Annotated in this window: 21 protein-coding genes; 12 read left to right on the forward strand and 9 right to left on the reverse strand. The window is 65.8% G+C overall.

All coding sequences use genetic code 11. The annotated features are described in order from the left end of the window. Nucleotides 1-180: 180 nt before the first annotated feature. The 3 genes from K3U96_RS05640 (at nucleotide 181) to K3U96_RS05650 (ending at nucleotide 3,991) form a co-directional block, all read left to right on the forward strand. Nucleotides 181-1,434 (forward strand): cytochrome P450, encoded by a 1,254-nt coding sequence (locus K3U96_RS05640; RefSeq protein WP_220693407.1) that lies wholly within the window; start codon nucleotides 181-183, stop codon nucleotides 1,432-1,434. Beyond that, nucleotides 1,427-2,041: a TetR/AcrR family transcriptional regulator gene (locus tag K3U96_RS05645; protein ID WP_220692345.1), complete on the forward strand. Its 615-nt coding sequence runs from the start codon at nucleotides 1,427-1,429 to the stop codon at nucleotides 2,039-2,041. Before K3U96_RS05640 ends, K3U96_RS05645 begins: the two co-directional genes overlap by 8 nt. Before the next feature lie 216 nt (nucleotides 2,042-2,257). Then, complete coding sequence (locus K3U96_RS05650; RefSeq protein ID WP_220692346.1) at nucleotides 2,258-3,991, forward strand: M4 family metallopeptidase; 1,734 nt, start codon at nucleotides 2,258-2,260, stop codon at nucleotides 3,989-3,991. Nucleotides 3,992-4,028: 37 nt separating this feature from the next. On the opposite strand, the gene K3U96_RS05655 is transcribed toward K3U96_RS05650, so the two are convergent. Further along, nucleotides 4,029-4,886, reverse strand: a complete 858-nt coding sequence (locus tag K3U96_RS05655; protein WP_220693408.1) for a class II glutamine amidotransferase — start codon at nucleotides 4,884-4,886, stop codon at nucleotides 4,029-4,031. 164 nt (nucleotides 4,887-5,050) lie between these two features. Further along, nucleotides 5,051-6,442, reverse strand: coding sequence for an HNH endonuclease signature motif containing protein (locus tag K3U96_RS05660; RefSeq protein WP_220692347.1), 1,392 nt, complete (start codon nucleotides 6,440-6,442; stop codon nucleotides 5,051-5,053). Nucleotides 6,443-6,746: 304 nt separating this feature from the next. Between K3U96_RS05660 and K3U96_RS05665 the strand changes: the two genes are divergently transcribed. From K3U96_RS05665 to K3U96_RS05675, 3 genes are all read left to right on the forward strand, one after another. After that, nucleotides 6,747-8,549 (forward strand): molybdopterin-dependent oxidoreductase, encoded by a 1,803-nt coding sequence (locus K3U96_RS05665; RefSeq protein WP_220692348.1) that lies wholly within the window; start codon nucleotides 6,747-6,749, stop codon nucleotides 8,547-8,549. A 45-nt stretch (nucleotides 8,550-8,594) separates the two neighbouring features. Further along, the gene (locus tag K3U96_RS05670) at nucleotides 8,595-8,846 is read left to right on the forward strand and encodes a hypothetical protein (protein WP_220692349.1); all 252 of its coding nucleotides are present in this window, start codon (nucleotides 8,595-8,597) and stop codon (nucleotides 8,844-8,846) included. Nucleotides 8,847-9,256: 410 nt separating this feature from the next. Further along, a complete protein-coding gene (locus K3U96_RS05675; RefSeq protein ID WP_230982376.1) occupies nucleotides 9,257-9,481 on the forward strand; it encodes a DUF732 domain-containing protein in 225 nt (74 codons plus the stop codon). A gap of 102 nt (nucleotides 9,482-9,583) precedes the next feature. Here the strand turns inward: K3U96_RS05675 and K3U96_RS27030 are convergent, their stop codons facing one another. Beyond that, entirely contained in the window at nucleotides 9,584-11,416 is a 1,833-nt protein-coding gene (locus K3U96_RS27030) for a PE family protein (RefSeq protein WP_268928469.1), read from the reverse strand. 91 nt (nucleotides 11,417-11,507) lie between these two features. Between K3U96_RS27030 and K3U96_RS05685 the strand changes: the two genes are divergently transcribed. Further along, entirely contained in the window at nucleotides 11,508-11,735 is a 228-nt protein-coding gene (locus tag K3U96_RS05685; RefSeq protein ID WP_220692350.1) for a hypothetical protein, read from the forward strand. Nucleotides 11,736-11,843: 108 nt separating this feature from the next. On the opposite strand, the gene K3U96_RS05690 is transcribed toward K3U96_RS05685, so the two are convergent. Next, nucleotides 11,844-12,251, reverse strand: coding sequence for a hypothetical protein (locus K3U96_RS05690; protein WP_230982377.1), 408 nt, complete (start codon nucleotides 12,249-12,251; stop codon nucleotides 11,844-11,846). Between the two features lie 250 nt (nucleotides 12,252-12,501). Here K3U96_RS05690 and K3U96_RS05695 point away from each other — a divergent pair, with 250 nt between their 5' ends. From K3U96_RS05695 to K3U96_RS05705, 3 genes are all read left to right on the forward strand, one after another. After that, nucleotides 12,502-12,849, forward strand: a complete 348-nt coding sequence (locus K3U96_RS05695) for an STAS domain-containing protein (protein WP_069406267.1) — start codon at nucleotides 12,502-12,504, stop codon at nucleotides 12,847-12,849. A 32-nt stretch (nucleotides 12,850-12,881) separates the two neighbouring features. Next, on the forward strand, nucleotides 12,882-13,343 hold the full coding sequence (locus tag K3U96_RS05700; RefSeq protein WP_220692351.1) for an ATP-binding protein: 462 nt from the start codon (nucleotides 12,882-12,884) through the stop codon (nucleotides 13,341-13,343). Between the two features lie 443 nt (nucleotides 13,344-13,786). Beyond that, entirely contained in the window at nucleotides 13,787-14,797 is a 1,011-nt protein-coding gene (locus tag K3U96_RS05705; protein WP_230982378.1) for an MmpL3/TtfA transport complex stabilizer, read from the forward strand. A gap of 13 nt (nucleotides 14,798-14,810) precedes the next feature. Here the strand turns inward: K3U96_RS05705 and K3U96_RS05710 are convergent, their stop codons facing one another. Together K3U96_RS05710 and K3U96_RS05715 are read right to left on the reverse strand one after the other, a co-directional pair. After that, complete coding sequence (locus tag K3U96_RS05710) at nucleotides 14,811-15,125, reverse strand: hypothetical protein (RefSeq protein ID WP_069406264.1); 315 nt, start codon at nucleotides 15,123-15,125, stop codon at nucleotides 14,811-14,813. A gap of 18 nt (nucleotides 15,126-15,143) precedes the next feature. Continuing rightward, nucleotides 15,144-16,334 (reverse strand): lipid-transfer protein, encoded by a 1,191-nt coding sequence (locus K3U96_RS05715; RefSeq protein WP_220692352.1) that lies wholly within the window; start codon nucleotides 16,332-16,334, stop codon nucleotides 15,144-15,146. A 160-nt stretch (nucleotides 16,335-16,494) separates the two neighbouring features. Between K3U96_RS05715 and K3U96_RS05720 the strand changes: the two genes are divergently transcribed. Then, complete coding sequence (locus K3U96_RS05720) at nucleotides 16,495-17,544, forward strand: NAD(P)H-dependent amine dehydrogenase family protein (RefSeq protein ID WP_220692353.1); 1,050 nt, start codon at nucleotides 16,495-16,497, stop codon at nucleotides 17,542-17,544. A gap of 5 nt (nucleotides 17,545-17,549) precedes the next feature. Here K3U96_RS05720 and K3U96_RS05725 read toward each other — a convergent pair whose 3' ends face one another. Beyond that, nucleotides 17,550-18,788 carry an MFS transporter gene (locus tag K3U96_RS05725; protein WP_220692354.1) on the reverse strand — a complete coding sequence of 413 codons (1,239 nt, stop codon included), beginning with the start codon at nucleotides 18,786-18,788 and terminating at the stop codon, nucleotides 17,550-17,552. A 130-nt stretch (nucleotides 18,789-18,918) separates the two neighbouring features. Between K3U96_RS05725 and K3U96_RS05730 the strand changes: the two genes are divergently transcribed. After that, nucleotides 18,919-19,797 carry a patatin-like phospholipase family protein gene (locus K3U96_RS05730; RefSeq protein ID WP_069407196.1) on the forward strand — a complete coding sequence of 293 codons (879 nt, stop codon included), beginning with the start codon at nucleotides 18,919-18,921 and terminating at the stop codon, nucleotides 19,795-19,797. A 1-nt stretch (nucleotide 19,798) separates the two neighbouring features. On the opposite strand, the gene K3U96_RS05735 is transcribed toward K3U96_RS05730, so the two are convergent. Next, nucleotides 19,799-20,749, reverse strand: a complete 951-nt coding sequence (locus tag K3U96_RS05735) for a patatin-like phospholipase family protein (protein ID WP_220692355.1) — start codon at nucleotides 20,747-20,749, stop codon at nucleotides 19,799-19,801. Nucleotides 20,750-20,775: 26 nt separating this feature from the next. Next, on the reverse strand, nucleotides 20,776-21,210 hold the full coding sequence (gene lpqV, locus K3U96_RS05740) for a lipoprotein LpqV (RefSeq protein WP_220692356.1): 435 nt from the start codon (nucleotides 21,208-21,210) through the stop codon (nucleotides 20,776-20,778). Between the last annotated feature and the right edge of the window lies 1 nt (nucleotide 21,211).

Here is a 21,211-nt window from a genome sequence, read left to right on the forward strand (position 1 = left end):
GGTCCGTCGGAACACGGGTGTGAACGTTTAAGCATAAGACGTATGGCCCTGGCGAACGTGTCATCTTCCGAACAGCGGGTTCGCACTCTTGTATTGACCGCTATGGAGCGTTGGTCATACAGTTCCGGTATATATGTCCGCACGCAAGGCGTCTGGGCGTCAACGAAAGTCGAGACATCGATGAACACCCGCAGTGCCGCTCCCAATGTTCTCGACGCCGGCCTCCCCACGTTCACCTACGATTTCACTGCCACCCCGCACGACATCCTCAACGATGTCCGAACCGCGCAATCGCGCGCACCGATCGCCATCGGGCCCCTCGGCCCGGAAATCCTGTCCTACGAGTTGGCTCGAGATATTCTGCGCGACAACAGGTTGAGGATGCCGCCCGGCATCACGCTGGCAGCGCAAGGCGTCACTTCAGGACCGCTGTACGACAAGATGGCGAATAGCCTCCTAGGTCTCGACGGCCCACCTCACACTCGCCTACGCAAACTGGTGTCAAGGGCCTTCACTCCGCGCGCGACAGCGCGCCTGCAGGACACGATCCAGGACGTGGTCAACGGCCTGATCGATCGGGTGATCGACGCCGGACGCTGCGACGTCGTACCCGACATTGCGCGGCCATACCCCACCCCGATCATCTGCGCGCTGCTCGGCGCGCCCCGCGAGGACTGGCAGCTGTTCGCGCAGTGGACCGACGAGATCTTCAAAGCCTTCAATTTCCAACCCGACGCCACCTTCGATGAAGCCGAGATCCTCCGATCGTGGGGCGAACTCGACGCGTACGTCGACGATATGGTCGCCGCCCGCCGTGACAACCTGACCGATGATCTGCTTTCTGAGCTCATCCGCGCCGAAAGCGACGGCGACCGGCTGAATCTCGACGAACTCCGCATGCTGGCGGCCGGCTTCTTGATGGCCGGTACGGATACGACGCGAAACCAGCTGGCCGCCTCGGTGCAGGTGCTCTGCGAGCATCCGGATCAATGGGCGAAGCTGGGAAGCCAACCAGAGCTGGCGATGCAGGCCGTCGAGGAAACCATGCGTCATTCACCGGCGGTCTGTATCGCGCCGCGCGTCGCCACCGAGGACGTCGAATTCGGCGGCTACACGTTCTCTGAAGGCACCCTTATCGTGGTGAATACCTTTGCGGCCAACCGTGATCCAGCGATCTACGACGACCCCGACCGATTCGACATCGCGCGTCAGGACCTGCCCCCAATTCTGACCTTCGGCGGCGGCGCGCACTACTGCTTGGGAGCCAACCTCGCGCGTCGGGAATTGGCGGATGCCCTGGCCGTTCTCACCCGACGCCTTTCTGCGCCCCGTCGCGTCGGTTCCGCCCCGTGGAAATCGCTGCTGGGAATGACCGGCCCCACCACACTCGAGATCGAGTTTGACGCCGAAAGTCTCGTGACGGCGGATGCGTAGCCGCGGCTGGGCCGGCTCCACCCCGGCCTCGGACGAGGAAGCAATCGCTCGCATTCTCGATGCGGTCGACGAGGTGGTGGCCGAGCACGGAGCAGCGATACGCCTTGCCGACGTCGCCAGAAAACTCGGGGTCACTCGCCAGACGGTGTACCGCTACTTCCCGAATGCTGAAGCGCTGCTCATCGCCAGCGCGATGCGTGCTTTCGGCGGGTTCATCGACCAGGTCGCAGAACACGTACGTGGACTCAGGGATCCGGTTACGGCAGTCGTCGAATGCGTTGCGTTCGCAGTCGAGAACCTCACCGGAGACCCACAGCTGGAAAGCCTGCTGACCCCGCGACGAGACGGCGAAGATGTCATCTCGCTGACCTCCGACACCGCAATCGCATTCTGCTTGTCGGTCTTTCACCGCCTCGACGTCGATTGGCAGCTGCACGGCTTCGACGCCGCCGCCCTCGGCGAGCTTGCCGAAATGACGTTGCGCACTGTGCAGTCCTTCCTGACGGATCCGGGACAGCAGCGCAACGAAATCGCACTACGGCGCTTTATTGGGCGCTGGCTCGGGCCAGCGATCCTCTATCCACGGATGGCGTCTCTGGCGCTCTGAGGCGAAAAACCGCGCGGCGCGCCGTTGCGGTGCTACTGTCTTTGCTGGCGATCGGCCGAAGCAAAGATGGCGTCGCCGATCCGACGAGGGGGTTCGGGGGCGTAGAAGGCGTTGGCCACAAGGAACAGTACGAACTGGCTGCGTTATGCCGCAGCCACGGTCGGTTTTAGCGCAGCACTGACGGTTGGTCAGGGAGTTGCTCTTGCAGCACCGCAGGTGTCGTCCGATACCGTCAGCGCGCCGTCCGGCCACGATCGCTCGACGACTGAGCCGGACTCGCCCAGCGAATCAGCCGCCACCGCGTCTGCTCCGGCTCAGGACGCGACGTCCGAACCAGATATCGAGGCCGACCTCGACGCGGAATCCGCGGAGCCCGAACCGGAGCCGGCCGAACCCGATCCGTCGCTTCTGGAGACCGACCCAGAGGTCACCGATGCAGTCATCGATGCGGACACCGCCGACGAGATCGCCGATCCCGAGGTCGACCCCGTCACCGATGACGCTCCCCAGGATGCAGCCCCGACGGTCGCCGACCGACACGATGGCACCGAGCAGGTTCCCGATACCTCACGGCTGCAGACCTATTCCGCGTTCTTGCCAGCCGCATCGGCCGTCGACACCGCAGCGTTGTTCAGACCGGTTGTCGACGAGCCCGCCGAGATGACGGCGCCCGACGTCAGCGTGACGTCGCTGCCGCAGGCGTTCGTCGCCGACGCCGTCCCGGCCGACGAGACCCACGTGCTGGTTCTGGATGTCATCACCCACCGCGAGGTCAAACCCAACCCCGTGCGCAGCGTGGTGCTCGGGGTGCTGGGCCTGTTCGGGTTCGACCCCAAAGCCACCGGACCCGCGCCCAATCCGCTGGTGCCGGTACTGGACGCGGTGTGGGGACTGTACCGGCGCATCGAAACCGGCGTCGCCAATGTGCTGGAGCGGGCGGGCTTCTCGGCCACCACCGTCACGACGACATATGTGACCACGCTGATCACCGTGACAACCGAACAAGCCAACGACCTGCTGGGCGCACCGCGCGAGATCGTCGTGGGCTACAGCGAAGAACTCGACACCTGGTTCCTCGTGGACCCGAAACGCGGCATCTCGATCTACACCGCCGTGACTGCTGCCGGGTCCGACGGACTGCAGTACCCGATCGACCCACCCGGTGAGTTCGTGATCCGGGTGGCCGGCGGGCAATGGGATCCATCGGCGGTGTCAGCGCAAGCCAACATGGTGGTCGTCTACACGTATTACGACTCGACGCTGGGATACCCGTCGTACGACGGCGCAGCCGCCCCGATCGGGGTCACCGTGGTCTCGGATGTCTTGAACAACGCCTACTGGTATCGCGGCGAAGAGATCTTCGTGTTCGGCCATGATTTCGAGGCGGCTCTGGATATCGTCGGGCACGAATTCACCCACGCGGTGATCGACAAGGTGGTGGTCGGCCAGCACGGACGCATCCTGGGGCAGGACGTCGAGTCCCGAGCCCTCGAGGAGGCTTACGCCGACATCCTGGGCAGCTTGATCGAAGGCAAACAAGACGAGCAGCGCTGGCTGATCGCCGAGGACTACGGCTGTTCGTCGCCGCGCGCCGGCACCCGATGCGCGATCCGGAACATGGCCGACCCGGCGTCGCTGAACGGGTTCGCGCACTACAGCCAGTTCAACACCTCGGCCCGAGAACACCGCAACAGCACGATCTTCAGTCACGCCGCCTACCGCATGATGACCGACGCGCGCACTGCCGACGTGTCGGATGACGTCTGGGCGCAGGTGTTCTACCAGTCGCTGTACGGGTTGACGCCCGGTGCGTCCTTCCGCCAGGCCCGCGCGGCCGTGCTGACCGCCGCGCGCGATATCGGCCTCACCGACTCCGAGCAGCAGGCCATCGTCGACGCCTTCGACGACGTCGGCATCATCGGGGTGAATACCGGCTTGATTGCGGTCTAGCGTTCCAAGCGCAGCGACGAACGTCGACGCCGCAGCGTCAGGATGTCGGGTGTTGTGCGGCGACCGCGCTCGGACCGAGATCGGCTCGTGTGAGCTGGTGCAGTGGGGGATCGGGAAATGCCGTGCGGCGGGTGATTTTCAGGTCGACGCCCACATGGACCAACTCGCCAGAATCCAGGAGTTGCCAACGCCCTTCGTCCATCGGCTCGCTGGCGAAGACCACCGACGGCGCGTCATCCAGATGCGCACTGTGCGCCCTGATTCTCTTGCTGCGCATGGCGAATTCACCGTGACCGCCGTCGGTGCGGTCGAGCAGGTAGAGCTCGTGGGTGTCGGGGTATCGCAACGCCCACAGGTCCGTGGAGGTGGCCAGCAATATGTTGACCGCGTAGATGGGTAGGTGTTCACGCAGCCAGCGCAGCGCCTGCACCAAGCCTGCGCCCACGTCGCCGCCGCGGCCTCGGGTGTACGCCGTGATCAATGCGAAGACCCGCTCGGAATCGGTGTCGCCGCGCACCAAGTCCGCGGCGCCGAGCTCGCTGAGGCGAGCGTCGAGGATGTCGAGGCCCGCTACGACACCGTTGTGCGCGAAGATCCGTCCGTCCTGAAGAAACGGATGGGTGTTCGCCTCCTCGGCGGGCCCGGTGGTGGCGTAACGGACGTGAGCGATGAACGTCGTACCCGACATCTCGCGGGCTTCGGTCGCGAAGGCAAGGTCGCGCCATGCGGCGATCGGCTGCTTGCGGATGACCGGGTCGCCGTCGGCCCCGAAAACTCCCAGACCGGTGCCGTCGGGATTGCGCCTGCTCTGCGCGGCCAGGCTGTCCGGCGCATCGAGCAACCAGAAAGTCGCGGCGATGGAGTGACCGGCGTGCAGCCCGAACAGACGACACATCGGATCAGCGCCCGCGCCGTCGTCGCGCACAGACGTACGGATCAGTCATGCCGTCCGTCTTACCCCGATTGCGGACCGGCGGTAAAGCCCACCGGACGCTGTCTTGCTACGCCCAGCGGCGGCTCGGCCGCGACCGGGACCTGGCGGCCGCGGGACCGCGAGAGCTACGGGACGTCGTCGTCATCGTCGGGCAGCAGGTATCTCGCTGGGAAGTGATAGTCGTTGACGCGGCGTTGGCCGGTGTCGAGATGCGGTGGCGGGATCCACTCGGTGCGGCCGTCTGCACGCTTGCGGGTGGTCCAGTTGCCGGTTTCGACGAGTCGGTTGTCGGGGCCACAAGCGAAGGTGAGTTTGTCGACGTCGGTGTGCCCGTCATCGGCGGCCCAGCCGTCCACATGGTGAACCTGGCACCAGTATCCGGGCACGGTGCATCCCGGACGCGAACACCCGCGGTCCTTGGCGTGCAGCACAATTCGCTGGCCCGGCGATGCAAATCGCTTGGTGCGGCCCAGGTATAGCGCCTCTTGGGTGTGCTTGTCGAACACCACCAGATAGTGATACGCGTGGCTGGCCAGCCGGATCAGATCGCTCATCGGCAGCAGCGAGCCGCCCGCGGTGACGGCGTGGCCGGCCCCGGACTCGAGCTCTTGCAGCGTGGTGGACACGATAATGGTGGCCGGTAAACCGTTGTGCTGCCCCAGCTGACCCGACGCCAGCATCGCGCGGCCCAGCGCTTTGAGCGCATCGTGGCGGCGTTGGCCGGCCGAACGCAGATCGGCAGCCTTCGCGTCGGCATCGGGCTCACCCTCAACGCACGGCGTCTCATCGTCGGGATTGCACATGCCGGGCGCGGCGTACTTGGCGAAGCCCGCCTCGAGAATCGCGCGTGCCTCCGGGTCCAGATAGCCGCTGACCCTGCTCATCCCATCCCGATCCTGCTCGTGGATGTTGAACTCGCGCTTACGGGCCCGTTCGTCGTCGGTGGGCGGGTCACCGTCCTGGTTTGCCAGATAGGCCAACTTCTCGGCGGATTTGCGTAGCTGCTCCGGCCCGAGCCCGCTTGCCAGGTCGGCGAGATGCGCCTCCATCTCGTCGCACAGGTCGGCGGGGATGTACGACGGCAGCTTGTCGAAGAACTTGGTGATGACACGCACGTGCTCGTCGCCGACCTCGCCACGCTGCTGTGCGGCCGCGACGTTGGGTAGCTTCGGATCCAGCGGCTCCCCGGTCAAGGCGTGTCGCGGGCCGAGCCGGCCGGCATCCTTGATGCGCTGGTTCGCAGCCTTCTTCGAGATCCGCAGCGTGGTGGACAGTACGTCGGCCAACGACGTGCCACCCAACGCGCGCGGGTCGGCTTCAGCCGCCAGCGCATTGAGCAACCGATGCCCGACAGCCGGCGCGCGGCGCATGTTGCGTTCCAGCCGGACCGTCAGCGCTAACTTCTCGGCGTCCGTCATCACGTCGAACTGCAGCCCGAGCACCGAATCGAAGGCGGAGTCGAGCGCAGCGAAAGCCGCCACGATGGTCTCCCGATCCGACGTCGCACCCGAACTCATATTTCGAACACTAGTTCGATACACCGACAAAACTCGTCGGGTTGAGACGGAAGAAAGCAAAGTGACACAAGTGATTTCGGCTCGGTCGAGACCACGGGCCCGGTCATCGAAGCCTGCGGTATGTGCAACGTCACATCAACCGTTCGCCGCAGGTCAGGCTTCATATTCGACGCCGCCGTAAGCCGTTCTCAGCGTGCCTACAGCTAGTCGCCAGGGACGGTCCAGCCAGCGGGTATTGGACGGAAGTGTGCGGGGTTGACCTCACCAGCGAAGCCACCGCCACCTGTCCTATGGAGGAAAACACGTGACAATCGCACCGAAGGTTCACCGTCGCTCATCGGCGACGCCATTGCACACCCTGCTGGATCACCATGAGCCCAAAGGGGTTTTCGAGCAGCGCGTCGACGTCGCCGAGTTCGCCGGCGGCATTCCCCAGGTACCGGCACAGGTGCCATCGGTGCGGATCGGCCGCAGGTGGGTCAGCATCCTTTGGCTCATCGCGCTCGGGATCGTTGGACTCGTCATCGTCGTCGCGATCGCGCAGCAACTGCGGACGTTCGGCTGGGTGCAGAGCTTCATCGCGCGCTACCCGGGGACCTCAGCGAGCTACGCCACGCCGGTCGATACCGGGTTCCCCGCGTGGCTGCGCTGGCAGCACTTCTTCAACATCGTCTTCATGATGTTCATCATCCGATCGGGCCTGCAGATACTGGCCGATCATCCACGGCTGTACCTGAACTCGGGCTGTCGCCCGGGGACGGAGTGGTTCCGGATGAGCCGTCCGGTGCCCGCCGACCGCACGGACAAGAACGACCCAACACGATTGTGGACGTCAAAGGACGACGCGGTGTCCCTGCCAAAGCAGCTGGGGATTCCGGGGCTTCGTCACTCGATCGGACTGGCCCGCTGGTGGCATTTCAGTTTCGACCTGCTGTGGCTGGTCAACGGGGTCATCTTTTACGTGCTGCTCTTCGCCACCGACCAGTGGCACCGGCTGGTGCCGCAGTCGTGGGCGGTGTTTCCCAACGCCGTGTCGACGGCCATTCAATATGCGTCGCTGAACTTTCCGGCCAACGAGGGCTGGGCCGAATACAACGGTCTGCAACTGCTGGCCTACTTCATCACGGTGTTCATCGCCGCGCCGCTGGCGCTCGTGACCGGCCTGCTACAGGCCCCGGCCGTCGCGGCGCGATTCGGGACGGGACGTGGTCCGCTGAACCGCCAGGTCGCGCGGACCATCCACTTCACCGTGCTGATCTGGATGCTGATCTTCATCGCGAGCCACGTCGCGATGGTGTTCCTCACCGGTGCCGTCGGAAACCTCAACCACATGACGTTGGGCACCGACACCCAGTCCTATTGGGGCCTCGTCATTTTCGCGGTGGCCGCACTGGTGTTGACCGTCCTTTGGCTGATCGCCACCCCGGTGACACTTCGCTACCCGAGGGTCGTCCAGCACACCGGCCGATTCGTCGTCGGGTGGGCCAAAGCATGGATGGAACGCGCACATCCCAAGGCCTCGTACCGCGAGAAGGACATCACGCCCTACCACTGGGCCAATGGCCGGCCACCGGACTCCGAGCAGTGGCAACGGCTGCGGACCACCGATTGGTCCCAATACGCACTGCGCATCACAGGCCTGGTCGAGAACCCGGTGGAGCTGTCCTACAGCCAACTTCTGGCGCTGCCCAAACACGAACAGATCACCCAGCACTACTGCATCCAGGGCTGGTCGGGCGTCGCCAAATGGTCAGGTGTCCGCATGCGCGACATCATCGATATCGTTCGGCCACTTCCGACAGCGCGATGGGTGGTGTTCTACTCCTTCGGCAACGGGGCCGAACCCGACACCGGTCGGTACTACGACTGCCACCGCATCGAGCACATGCGCGAACCCATGGCCTTGCTGGCCTATGAGATGAACGGTGAACCGCTGTCCGACGCGCACGGCGCGCCGCTACGTCTGCGCAACGAACTCGAGCTCGGCTTCAAACAGGTCAAGTGGATCGAGGGCATCGAATTCGTCGAGAGTTTCAAGGACGTCGGCTGGGGCCACGGTGGATACAACGAAGACCACGAGTACTTCGGATACCGGATGCCGATCTAGTTGCGTCACAACAAGGTCGGAGGATTGAGGTCAGGAGGTAATGAGATGATGTTCAAGCCAATTGCAGGGCTGGCCGTTGCGGCGGGTGCTCTCTCCATCGCGTTGGCGCCGGTCGCGCAGGCCGCGCAGACGACGGCCCAACCGGTGGCCCACCAGCAGATCGAACCGGCACCGATGACGTGCACGTCGACCAGGGCCAGCAGCGTGTGCGTATCGCCGGGAAACGCCCAGATCAACGACGCTCCGCCGTTTGTCGACAACTTCCCGATGTATGGGTTCTTCCCCTGGATTCTGTAACTTCCAGCGGGAAACAAACGCCCACAAAACAAATATTGGCGTCCGGACAAATAGGCTATTTAACGGACGCTGACGGACAATTAAGCCGGGTCAATCTGAGAAAGTTTTTTGCAAACGCAATGTCTATGTGGTTTTGGCTGCAAAGAAGAGAGCGCCGTCGCGGTGTTCTCGCTGGGTATGCACTGCTGGCCGGGAAGTCTGGTTGTCCAGCCAGGGTGAAATATCTCCGAGACTCATTTCGCGAAAAATAGCGCGGGACTATGACGGCCGTGTGAAGATTTGCGATCTCACCCTTCTTCGAGAAAGAAACCACAATGAATGCAAAATCCGCTGGTTTAGTGCTTGCCGGAATAACGGCATCCGCGCTCCTGTGCGCACCTATCGCGGTTGCCGAGCCGGAGGATACGTTCTTGGAGGTTCTCGACGAGGCGGGCGTCACCTGGCCGGGAGCCACCCCCGAGAACAAGGTCGCCGCCGGACAAGGCGTGTGCTCGGATTGGGCCAACGGGGCCACGTTGGAGAGCGAGATCGCCTCGCTCTCCGAGCATCTGGATCCCCACGACGCGGGCATGCTCATCGGCGCGGCGACGGCCGCGTTCTGCCCCCAGTACGAATCCGTCGTCAATGACAGCTGACGCTGTCCCTGGGGACAGCTGGATCCAACGAAGGGTGCGGCATGCGGTCACGGATTCTGCCCGTGCTGGCGACGCTGCTCGATCCGTATCTCAAGTAGCGGATCAGCCGTCGGCGCCGTCGCTTCCGCCCGGACTTCCCCCGCTGCCGCCCGCGCCGCCGGGCGAACCGCCATCGCCGCCGTCACCGCCTCCGCCGACGCCGCCGTTGCCACCGTCCCCGCCGTCGCCGCCCGAGCGGTCGGGTGCGGTGCCGAGCGCCGAGCCGCCGTCACCGCCGTCGCCTCCCGCCGACAGCACGCCGCCGTTGCCGCCGTCGCCGCCATTGCCTCCGTCGGCGGTGCTGAGCCCGCCGTCGGCAGTGGCGGTACCTGCTGTGCCGCCGGTACCTCCGTCGCCGTTGAGCGCGCCGCCGTTGCCGCCGTCGCCGCCGTCCCCGCCGATGGTGTTGAGGAAACCGGTGGCCGCGCCGCCCGCGCCGCCATCACCGCCCGCGCCGCTGACGCCGGTGCTGCCGCCTGCACCGCCGTCGCCGCCCTGGGTGTTGATGCTGTGCAGGTCCAGTGCGCTCGCGCCGCCACCCGCCCCGCCGTCGCCGGAATCACCGACGCCGGCGACGCTTCCGCCGTTGCCGCCCGCACCTGCGATCGCGTCGCTGTTGTCGCCGGTCGTCTTGGCCGTGCCGCCTGCCCCGCCGTCGCCCCCGTCGCCGTTGAGCCCGGCGCTGCCGCCGTCACCGCCGCCACCGCCCGTGACGGCCCGAAAGCCTTCTGCGGCACCGCCGTTGCCGCCGACGGCGCCATCACCGGTCAACAGGCCGCCGTTGCCGCCGTCACCACCGATTCCGCCCGAGGCGTCGCTGCCGTTCTGTCCTAGTGCAGTACCGCCGTCACCGCCAGCGCCACCGTTTCCGATGAGCTTGGCGCTGCCGCCGTCGCCGCCGTCACCTGCGGTGCCCTGATCGGTGAACTGCGAATGCGCATCACCGCCAACGCCGCCCGCACCCGCGTCGCCGAGCAAGCCGGCTTCGCCGCCGTCGCCGCCGGCACCGCCCGTCGCGTCGCCGCGACCGCTCGTCGCGTCGCCGCCAGCCCCACCGGTACCGCCGCCACCGATGAGGAAGCCGCCGTCGCCGCCGTCGCCGCCACCACCGGCGGCGGTTGACTCGAACCCGTGTGCGGTTCCGCCTGCGCCTCCGTTGCCGCCGCGGCCGATGAGCCCGACGGACCCGCCGTCACCGCCGGCACCCGCGGTGGTGCCTGCCGAGTGCAGATCGAGGGAGTCCGCATTACCACCGGCTCCGCCATCGCCTGCGGCGCCGATCCCGAGCACGTTGCCGCCGTTGCCGCCGGCCCCGCCTTGAGCGACACCGTTGTCGTCGGCCGTCTTCGCCGTCCCCCCTGCGCCGCCGTCCCCGGCGCGGCCGAACAGTCCTGCGCCTCCTCCGGCACCGCCTGTTCCGCCGGTGGCGTTATCCCCACCTTCGGCGTTACCCCCTCGACCGCCTGCTCCGCCGTTGCCGAGCAGCAGGCCACCGCGACCACCGTCGCCACCGGGGCCGCCAGATGCGTTGCCCGTCAATTGAATATCGTCGACACCGTTGCCGCCGTCGCCGCCGTTGCCGATGAGGCCGGCGTCTCCACCGCGACCACCGGGACCGCCGTTTCCGCCGTTACCGAACAACAGACCACCGCGCCCGCCGGCCTGGCCGGGTAACACCCCGTCGGCGCCGTTGCCGATGAGCAGGCCGGCGTTTTCGCCCGGCTCGTCACCGTCGCCGATGAAGAACGCGATGAAGTCGGTTGCGACGTTGGTGGTTGAGGGGGCGAGTAGCACGGTGGCCGTTCCGCCCGATCGTGAAGGCGCGCCGCCGGTTCCGATCAAACCGGCGTGCTGACGGGGACCGAACACGTCGAGTCGCGTCAGCGACGGTTTCATGTCATCAGAATCGACGGACGGGTGGAGTGCGGAGGTAAAGATCAGCGGGGCGAACGTATCCGGGTGTTCGTCGATACGCGTCGGTCCGCGGATGACCGCGCTGACGAGGCGGTTGGGGGTCATCGGGGCAATGGCGCCCGTGGCGGCGATCGCGGTGGCCGAGCTGAGCGATCTGACCGGATACACCGGTGGCGGGTGGTCAACAGAAGCGGTGTGGGGTACAGCCAGAACTCCGGCTGCCATCACGACAGTCGCCATGGATTTGTGCGGCGAAAAGCTCATCGCCGGACCTCCCAGCGCAAGCCACGAACTCGGCTGACAAGGAGAGTGTCCCACCGCAGGATCCGCGGCGGGCAAGACTTGCAAAAGTTGCGCCGAAAGTAGATCCGAATCCGCTCAGGACACGGGGTAAAGGTTTACCGCGGCGTCAGTAATCGGGTGTGACGACCTCGGCCAGTTCTTGTTCGGGTTCCTGTGGTGGAACCGCCGCGGGCATCCTCGGCTGCGGCGCGCTCGCCTCGCCTCCGGTCGAGCCACCGCATTCGCTGCCGCTGACACCGGGCGGGCACAGGCTCGGGCTCGCGCCGGTGGTGTCGGCGGCGGGAGCCGGGGCCGCGGCGGGGGCAGCCGGGGCGGCGTCCGGTGAGTTGGGCACCAGATAAGGAGTGCACTGGCCGCTGTAGAGGTCCTGCTCCTCACCGGTGGGGCAGTCGGCGAGATGTGAAGGCGAAATCACCGGACTGGCGAGCGTCACCCCGACAACCGGTGCCGCCGCGGCGATCGCGAAGCCGCCGGCGATGATCACTCGTCGCACCGACAGAGAGATGGAACCCATCGTTGATCACCCTTCATTCGGGGGCTGCAGGTATGCCGACAGTATCGCGTACACCGCGAGGACGCTCGACTTACTGCGCCGACGGGTCCGAGACCTGCCGAAATGCCGGTTATCCTGCGGTCTGGGCAAGGTAATTCGGTGCCGTCGCTGCGTGGATTTGACGCAGTCGATACTCTAGCGGCGGGTTCAGACTGCAGCCTTGCGACGTAGATTGAGGTTGCTTTTGGGCACCTGAAGCAAGAGGTGAGGCTTGGACGGACAGCTTTGTACCGAGAACTGGGTCGGACGGGTGGCGGTGGTCGCCGCGTCCGGTGACCTCGACATGCTCACGGCTCCGCAGCTGAAGGACGCCGTGGACGCGGCCTTGGGCAAAGATCCTGCCGGCTTGATCGTCGACCTCACCCAGGTGGACTTCTTGGGGTCGGCCGGGATGCAGGTGTTGATGGAAGCCCACAACCGCGTCGACGGCACCGACATACGGTTCGCCGTCGTCGCCGACGGACCCGCGACCAGCCGGCCGCTCAAGATCACCGGTATCGCTGACCTGATCGATCTGTACTCCTCGGTCGAGGTAGCTCTCGAGAACTTTGCCGCTTGATTTCTGGTGCCACCGGGTAATCAGTTGGCACGATGACCGAGTCGAATTACTCCGCGGGCGCGATGGATGCCAGCCTGATCCGAAACGACACTGCTGATGCGCGAAATGTCGCGCAGTTCAGGTCCGAGCTTTCGGGTTGGCTGCGCAGGCATTTCACGCTCGACCCGGTCCGGTTCAACGATGTCGTCCTGGCCGTCAACGAGGCGCTGACCAACGCGGCGGAATTCGCCTACCGTGGGCGCAGCGGCACGATGACCATGTGTGCCCGCCACAACGCCGCTGACCACGAGCTCGAGGTGGTGGTCTCCGATCACGGTAGCTGGCGCTACGTCGACCCCGAGTCGCGCCCGAACACCCGTGGCCGCGGTATCCCGTTGATGCAGGCGCTCGCTGACCGCACGACGATCTCCAAGCAGCCGACCGGCACCCAGGTGCGGTTGCAGTTCGACGACTGCGGTTTGCTCATCGAGAACGCCTGCACGCCGTCCTTCTGATGACTTCGCGGTGATGCGCGTCACGCGGCAGCGCTGCGATAGCGCTTGAGCACGAACGCATCTCCCGGCATGTCGTTGTGATTTGCCGCTCACTTTTGGATCGGGAACTCTGAGGGCGCCCGATCGTGGCCTGCCCGCGAATCGTTTACGGCAGCGGCAAAACCGCACGTTAAGGCGGCATTGCCGAAAGCCGCTGAAGGGTAACGAATGGGTAACGAAGAGTTTTCTAAGCAGTGTCTGAGAGCTTTCGGCGCATAGACACCGATCGGCGGGCGCGACGAAATAACGTGTCGGTATTCGTCGCTAGACTCATGTGAAATTGCGCCAAAGGCGTAGAAAGACTTGCAATCTAGGGCCGGTGAACGCCATACCGGCGGAGGTACCGAATGAAAATGGCTAACATTGCCGCGCCCCTGAGACGGGCGAAAACTTCTGGTTCAGAAGTGAAAGAAGATGTTCACGCCGACCCGGGCGTCAGCGCGGCAGGGTGTGTCGACGTGCGCCGCGGGCCGATCGGCGATATCGCCGTGGCCGACGGCGCGATCGTGGTCGCCAACTACGGCGACGACAGCATTGCGGTGCTCAACGCGGCCACGCTGGCCGTGGAGAGCATCATCGCGGTGCCGGGCGAACCGGTCGCGGTGGCCGTCGCCGACGACCGCGCCTACGTCAGCACCTCATCGTGGACCCATGACGAGGTCGCGGTGGTCGATCTCACGGCCAAGAGCGTCATTGCTACCTACGACCTCGCTTTCAGCGTCACGGCGCTGACCGTCAGCCCCGACGGCAAGCGGGTGTTTGCCGGTCGCACCGGTGACGGCTACGCCGACGTCGCCGTCATCGACGTGCCCGCAGAGCGCATGGGCACCATCGAGATCGCCACGGGTGCGGGCATCGGTATCGACGCGGTCGAGGTCGACGCCGCCGGTAAGCGCCTGTACGTGGGCACCACCGACGCCCGAGGCAGCGCGCTCGTCGTCGTCAACGTGGAGACCGCGCGCGTCGACCGCGCGGTGCAGATCGGCGCACCGATCCGTGACATCGCCGTCGCCGACGGTGCCGCGTACGTGCTGACATCGGATCGTGCCCGCGGCGGCGTCGTGCATGTGATCCCCATGGCGACCGGCAGGATCACCGGGACCGTCCAACTCGGCGGCGCACCGACCCAACTGGCCATGGGCGCGGACAGGACCCGCGCGTACGTCGTCGACTACGACCGGGTCGAGGTGCTGTGCACGCTCACCCACAAGGTCATCGACACGATCACGGTGGGTTCCCGGCCGTCGAGCGTCGCGGTGGGCGCAGGCGGGGGTCGTCTGCACGTCGCCGACTACACCGGCGCCATCACCGTCTACAAGGTGGCCACGGCCACACCGCTGATGTACGCGGACTTCGTGGCGACCGATCCGATCGTGATCCCCGACGTCCCCGAGTTGGAGCCGGCCGCCGTCTAGTACACCGAAATCCCTAGTGGCGGCGGCAGTCCAGCGAGACCGAGATCGGTTGGCTGATCGTCACCGGAAAGAGCACGCCGTCGTTTCTGCCCCCGAGCAGCGGCATCAACTGGGTGAACTGCTGCGGGTTACGCACGCTGGTGACCACGCACTCCGACATCGGGGCCGTGCCGATCTTGTCGATGGTGACGTTGTAGCCCTTGTCCTGCAGCTTGTTGATCACTTCCTGCGCCGACTCGCCGTCATCGGCTACCGCGATCCCGGCCGGCGCGGCGATCGCTGCGTACGCGACGGCCGCCGCCCCGGCGATGGTCCAAGTGGTCCGCATGGGGTCAATGATCCCTCATCAGCGCTCGGCGCGCTGATACGCGGTCACGACCGCCGCGCCGCCGAGCCCGATGTTGTGCTGCAGCGCGGCGGTGACACCCTCGACCTGACGCTTGTCGGCGGTACCGCGCAGTTGCCACGTCAACTCGGAGCACTGCGCCAGCCCCGTCGCCCCGAGCGGATGGCCCTTGGAGATCAGCCCGCCGGACGGGTTGACGACCCAGCGCCCGCCGTAGGTGGTGTCGTTGTTGTCGATCAGCTTCGGCGCCTCGCCTTCAGCGCACAGCCCCAGCGCCTCGTAGAGCAGCAACTCGTTGGCCGAGAAGCAGTCGTGTAGCTCGATCACCTGGAAGTCGGCAGGCCCGAGCCCGGACTGCTCGTAAACCTGCTGTGCGGCTTGCACGTTCATGTCGTAGCCGATGAGGTTCTTGGCGGTGCCGTCGAAGGACGACTGGAAATCGGTGGTCATCGCCTGGCCGACGATCTCCACGGCCTGGCCGGCCAGGTTGTGCTTGTCGACGAACGCCTCGCTGGCCACGATCGCCGCACCCGAACCGTCGGAGGTGGGGGAGCACTGCAGCTTGGTCAGCGGGTCGGAGATCATCTTCGCCGCCAGAATGTCCTCGAGGGTGTACTCCTCCTGGAACTGGGCGTACGGGTTGTTCACCGAATGCTTGTGGTTCTTCAGCCCGATCTTCGCGAAATGTTCGGCGGTGCTGCCATATTGACGCATGTGCTCACGGCCGGCCGCGCCGAACATCCACGGCGCCACCGGAAACGCGAACTCGTCGATCTCGGCCATCGCCGCGACATGCTTGCCCATCGGCGACTCGCGGTCATCGTGGCCGCCCTTCAACGATCCGGGCTGCATCTTCTCGAAGCCGAGCGCGATCGCACAGTCGGCGAGCCCGCCGCGGATGGTCTGCGCGGCGAGGAACAGCGCGGTGGAACCCGTCGAACAGTTGTTGTTGACGTTGACGATCGGAATACCGGTCATGCCGAGCTCGTAGAGCGCGCGGTTGCCCGACGTCGAGTCGCCCGTGACGTAGCCGACAAACCCCTGCTGGACTTCGGAGTAGTCGATGCCGGCGTCCTCGAGTGCCTTGGTGCCGGACTCCTTGGCCATCTGCGGGTAGTCCCAGCCCTCGCGGCGGCCGGGCTTCTCGAACTTCGTCATCCCGACGCCGACGACGTAGACCTTGTTTGGCATTTCGTGTTCCTTTCACTGCGGCGAAGTCCGGGTCAACCCTAATGCCACGAGCAGACGCAGAGTCGTCCATTCCCGGCACGAATAGTGCGAGTTTGCGTCTGCTCGGCGGGGTAGAGGGGTACAAAGAGTAGAACGTGTTCTAGTTTTCTCAGGAGGCGATATGGGGTTTCGGGTCGTGCAATGGGCCACCGGAGGGGTCGGCGTCGCGGCCATCAAGGGGGTACTCGAACACCCCGACCTCGAACTCGCCGGCTGCTGGGTGCACTCACCGGACAAGGCCGGCAAGGATGTCGGCGAGCTCATCGGCGCCGAACCGCTGGGCGTGACGGCCACCGACAGCATCGACGACATCCTCGCGCTGGACGCCGACGCGGTCGTCTATACCCCGTTGCTGCCCAATCCGGACGAGGTGGCCGCGCTGTTGCGGTCCGGCAAGAATGTGGTGACCCCCGTCGGCTGGGTCTACCCGAGTGAACGGCAGGCCGCGCCGTTGCTTGCCGCGGCGCTGGAGGGCAACGCGACGCTGCACGGCACCGGCATCGCACCAGGCGGCATCAGCGAGAAGTTTCCACTGATGTTCTCGATCATGTCGACGGGCGTGACATTTGTTCGGGCCGAAGAGTTCTCGGATCTGCGCACCTATGAGGCGCCGGACGTGGTCCGCCATGTGATGGGTTTCGGCGAGGTACCGGACAAAGCGCTCAGCGGCCCGATGCAGAAGCTGCTCGACGGCGGCTTCATCCAGGCGGTCAAGATGTGCGTCGACAAGATGGGGTTCCGCGCCGAACCGAAAGTCCGCTCGACACAGGAGATCGCGGTCGCCACGGCGCCGATCCCGTCGCCGATCGGCGAGATCGAGCCGGGACAGGTCGCAGGCCGTAGGTTCCACTGGGAGGCGCTGGTCGACGGGGAACCCGTCGTGCGGATCACGGTGAACTGGCTGATGGGTGAGGACAACCTCGACCCGGCGTGGACCTTCGGCCCCGAAGGTCAGCGCTACGAGATCGAGGTGCGGGGTAACCCCGATATCACCGTGAGCATCAAGGGTTTTCAGTCCGAGGTCGGCGGTCAGGGACCGGAATACGGCGTCGTGGGCACCGCCGCGCACTGCGTGAACTCCATCCCTGCGGTGTGCGCGGCCGCTCCCGGCATCGCGACCTATCTGGACCTTCCGCTGATCAGCGGTAGGGCGGCCCCGCACCTGGGTTGACCGAGTTACGCGCGCATCGGCGCGTGCAGCGCGGCGGGCAACGCGATCACGTTCATCAGCAGCAAGACCACGACGGGCCAGATCGCCGACGAATTGTGGGCGATTCCGCCCAGTGCGACGCCGAGTCCGGCGGTGGCGACGGCGACAAGGACCGCGGAGAACCCCAACAGGGTCGCGCGCTCGTGTTCGGCGGCGAAGATGTTGATCCACGTGGTCGCGGCGGCGACGATGGCCTGGTTGGCCACCGTCGCCATCAGGATGACGACGCCGTGTACCCACGGGTCGGACCAGGATTCGATTGCTTCGCCCACGATGCAGAGCACCGCTGCGCTCGAACTGACCAGTGCGCTGGCGACCAGCATGCCGCGCGCCGCGAACCTGGTGCGGTGCACGAAGCCCCACAGAATCGCTCCGACGATCAGGCCCGCGCTGGTGGCGATCACCAGGATGTGCAGGGTTCCGCTCTCGTCGGCATGATCTTCGGCCGTGTACAGGCTGTAGAACGTCGTGCTAAGGGCGATCGGCACGAACAACAGTTGGACGGCGACGTAGCGGCGAAACCAATGGTGGCTACGCGCGATGGCGACACCTTCCCGATAAACGTCGCGTAAACGCCGCACCGCCCGCGCCGAATGCGAATGGATGGGCCCGATGTAGACCCCGGCGACCGCGGCGGCCACCAATCCCGCGGTGCCCAGCCACAGCAGGTCGACGTGGCCCGCGAGTGGGTCCTTGCTTTCCAGAATCGGTAACACCAATACCACGGCCACAATGGCTACCACCGCCCCGACGGCGCTTTGGTTCAGTATGAGATCGCCCCGACGAATTTCGTTTAATTTGCTGGAAAGCACATCAGAGAAAGCGATCCTTGCTAGTCCGCTGGCAACGCCGAGCGTCACCGACGTGGCCAGAAATATCGGAGCGATTCCCAATCCCGTCACAGCCGCCAATCCATTGATCACCAACAATGCCGCCATGGCCAGGGAGGTTCCCGCCAGAACGAGATGTCTCTGGTGCCGTGAGCGTTCAAGAACAAACGGCGACATTGAGTTCCCGAGAATCGCGCCGATGCAGTAGGCGGGGAACACCAACGCCGCAGCCCACAAATTTCCGTACTCGGCACAGATAAACGGCAGCACAACTGCGATATTCGCCAGCTGCATGCCGGTCGTGTAAAAAGTTCCCTGCGTTAGCAGAACCCCGTAACGGTCGGCGGGCGGCTGTAAGTCACCATCAGCAGACATACGAAATCTGCGCAAAACATACTACCGTTGGCCTATCCGCGAAGCGAAATGAAAGATTGCACTGTCGCAATTACCTGAATTACGTGAAGTTATCCGTGTGCGCGCAAACTATCCATTGTTAGCTTTCTCGATGGTAAATCTGGCACACTCGCCGTCTGTGACGAAGCGGGCGTTGGTGCTGGCCGGCGGTGGGCTGGCCGGTATCGCCTGGGAGACCGGAATTCTGACCGGTATCGCCGACGAGTCACCGGAGACCGCCAGGGCGCTGGTCGATTCGGATGTGCTGGTCGGCACCTCGGCGGGCTCGACCGTCGCCGCGCAGCTGTCCAGCGGATTGAGCCTGGAGGCCTTGTACGAACGGCAGACATCTGCGACGTCGGCCGAGCTCACCCCGAGCGCAGGTATCGACGACATCACCGAGCTGTTCCTCACCGCGGTGACCCAGCCCGGCACCAAAGCCGAGAAGCTGCAACGGATCGGCGCCATCGCGGCGTCGACGCCGACGGTGGCCGAACCCGTCCGTCGAGAGGTGATCGCCCACCGGCTGCCCAGCCACGACTGGCCGGACCGACAACTGCGCATCAGCGCGATCGACATCGCCACCGGCGATCTGGTGGCATTCGAGCGGACGTCGGGGGTCGAGCTGGTCGACGCGGTCGCCGCCAGCTGCGCGGTGCCTGCGGTGTGGCCACCGGTGACGATCGGCAACCGCCGCTTCATGGACGGCGGCGTCGGCAGCTCGGTGAACATGGCGCTGGCCGCCGATTGCGACGTCGCGGTGGTTCTGGTCCCGCAGGGTGAGTTCACGCCGGCACCGTTCGGCGTCAACACGTTCGAGGAGATCAACGCGTTCGACGGAAAGACGTTCGCGGTGTTCGCCGACGACGAGGCGTTGACGGCGTTCGGCAAGGACCCGCTCGATCCACGATGCCGGATACCGTCCGCTTCGGCGGGCCGGCGGCAGGGCAGGCGGGTGGCCGCCGACGTGGCCGACTTCCTGGCACGCTGAATCAGTCTTCGGCCGAACGGGTTTCGAGCTCGTCGAGCGCGGCGGCGGCCAACGTTCGGCCGACCTCGATCACCTCGGCGGCACGGTGGAATTCCAGGCTGCGGCACGCGCTGCGCGGCACTTCGATCAGCAGGTCGGGCGGATAGTTGGCCAGCTGATGGCGGGCCAGCGCCGCCTGGGCGATGTCGATGGTGCGGTTCATCACCTCGAAGCTGCCGAGTTTGGGCACCGCCGCTTCCTTGGTCGCGTCGATCAGTTCCGCGTCGCTGTCGTCGGTGTCGGATCCCGCGCGGCTCCGCACCGCGCTGGTGTCGAACAGCGACGCCGTGCTGCGCCACATCTTGGCCAGGAACTCGGTGGTCCTGGGCCCGGCGTCGGCCACGTCGTCGGAACCGCCGGATTCACTGCCCGCCAACGACACTGCGATCGTGAGGTCGGCGTTGACGGCGGCGATCGGCGCCATCGGAAGCGGGTCGAGGATTCCGCCGTCGGCGAGCAGTCGGCCGTCGAGCACATGCGGTGCGATTACACCGGGAATCGCGATCGACGCCCGGATCGCCGCGTCGACCGGACCGCGCTGCAGCCACACCGACTTGCCCGCGATCAGATCCGTCGTGACCGCCGTGTAGGGGATCGGAAGGTCTTCGATGCGGACGTCACCGAGGATGTCGCGCACGGCGTCGAGGATCTTGGTGGCCCGCAGCACACCGGCGGCGGTGATCGAAGGATCCAACAGCCGCAGCACCGCGCCCTGGGTCAGCCCCCGGGCCCATTCGGCGAACTGCTCGAGTTTGTCGGCCGCTTGCAGCCCGCCGACGAGCGCACCCATCGACGAACCGGCGATCCCGACGATGTCGTAGCCGCGCTCCTGCAGTTCGCCGATGACACCGATGTGGGCGTATCCGCGCGCACCCCCGCTGCCGAGTGACAGCGCGACACGCTTGTCAGCCATCCCGCCATTGTCCCGCTTCGGCAGGCTCAGCTACAGAGGGCGTCGGCGGCGGCGCGGGCCGCGACGATGACGGCGGCCTGCCGCGGCGGGTCCAACTGTGACCACGGGGTGCCGTAGGTGCCGGGGCCGGCCGAATCCGACGACTGCAGCATGCCCAGGTACGGCTCGATCTGCTGCTGCGGGTCGCCGCCCTGCTGCTCCATCCACTCCCGCGCGGCGGTGCACGCCTTGTAGTACTCGTCCTCGGTCGAGTCGGCAGGTGCGCCGACGGCCGTGGTCACGCCGCCGGGGGAGACCGCCACGGAGCCGGGCGCGGCCGTCGGGGTTTCGGACCTGGCCGAGGGCGTGGACGTCGGTGACGACGTGGGCTCGGGCTCGGTGCCCGAGGAACAGGCCGTGACGATACCGAGGCCGACGATCACCGAGGTCACCGCGAAGGCCTGCCGAAAGTGCGAGCGCATG

The organism is Mycolicibacterium holsaticum DSM 44478 = JCM 12374 (assembly GCF_019645835.1).
Taxonomy (GTDB): domain Bacteria; phylum Actinomycetota; class Actinomycetes; order Mycobacteriales; family Mycobacteriaceae; genus Mycobacterium; species Mycobacterium holsaticum.

What these genes read in the sequence shown, in the direction of transcription:
- K3U96_RS05640 (WP_220693407.1), top strand. Translation starts at nt 181, where the DNA reads ATGAACACCCGCAGTGCCGCTCCCAATGTTCTCGACGCCGGCCTCCCC.
- K3U96_RS05735 (WP_220692355.1), bottom strand. Translation starts at nt 20,749, where the DNA reads ATGGCTGACAAGCGTGTCGCGCTGTCACTCGGCAGCGGGGGTGCGCGC.
- K3U96_RS05725 (WP_220692354.1), bottom strand. Translation starts at nt 18,788, where the DNA reads ATGTCTGCTGATGGTGACTTACAGCCGCCCGCCGACCGTTACGGGGTT.
- K3U96_RS05685 (WP_220692350.1), top strand. Translation starts at nt 11,508, where the DNA reads ATGACCGCGCTGACGAGGCGGTTGGGGGTCATCGGGGCAATGGCGCCC.
- K3U96_RS05645 (WP_220692345.1), top strand. Translation starts at nt 1,427, where the DNA reads ATGCGTAGCCGCGGCTGGGCCGGCTCCACCCCGGCCTCGGACGAGGAA.
- K3U96_RS05710 (WP_069406264.1), bottom strand. Translation starts at nt 15,125, where the DNA reads ATGCGGACCACTTGGACCATCGCCGGGGCGGCGGCCGTCGCGTACGCA.
- K3U96_RS05655 (WP_220693408.1), bottom strand. Translation starts at nt 4,886, where the DNA reads ATGTGTCGTCTGTTCGGGCTGCACGCCGGTCACTCCATCGCCGCGACT.
- K3U96_RS05700 (WP_220692351.1), top strand. Translation starts at nt 12,882, where the DNA reads ATGACCGAGTCGAATTACTCCGCGGGCGCGATGGATGCCAGCCTGATC.
- K3U96_RS05715 (WP_220692352.1), bottom strand. Translation starts at nt 16,334, where the DNA reads ATGCCAAACAAGGTCTACGTCGTCGGCGTCGGGATGACGAAGTTCGAG.
- K3U96_RS05690 (WP_230982377.1), bottom strand. Translation starts at nt 12,251, where the DNA reads ATGGGTTCCATCTCTCTGTCGGTGCGACGAGTGATCATCGCCGGCGGC.
- K3U96_RS05730 (WP_069407196.1), top strand. Translation starts at nt 18,919, where the DNA reads ATGGTAAATCTGGCACACTCGCCGTCTGTGACGAAGCGGGCGTTGGTG.
- lpqV (WP_220692356.1), bottom strand. Translation starts at nt 21,210, where the DNA reads ATGCGCTCGCACTTTCGGCAGGCCTTCGCGGTGACCTCGGTGATCGTC.
- K3U96_RS05720 (WP_220692353.1), top strand. Translation starts at nt 16,495, where the DNA reads ATGGGGTTTCGGGTCGTGCAATGGGCCACCGGAGGGGTCGGCGTCGCG.
- K3U96_RS27030 (WP_268928469.1), bottom strand. Translation starts at nt 11,416, where the DNA reads ATGAAACCGTCGCTGACGCGACTCGACGTGTTCGGTCCCCGTCAGCAC.
- K3U96_RS05660 (WP_220692347.1), bottom strand. Translation starts at nt 6,442, where the DNA reads ATGAGTTCGGGTGCGACGTCGGATCGGGAGACCATCGTGGCGGCTTTC.
- K3U96_RS05670 (WP_220692349.1), top strand. Translation starts at nt 8,595, where the DNA reads ATGATGTTCAAGCCAATTGCAGGGCTGGCCGTTGCGGCGGGTGCTCTC.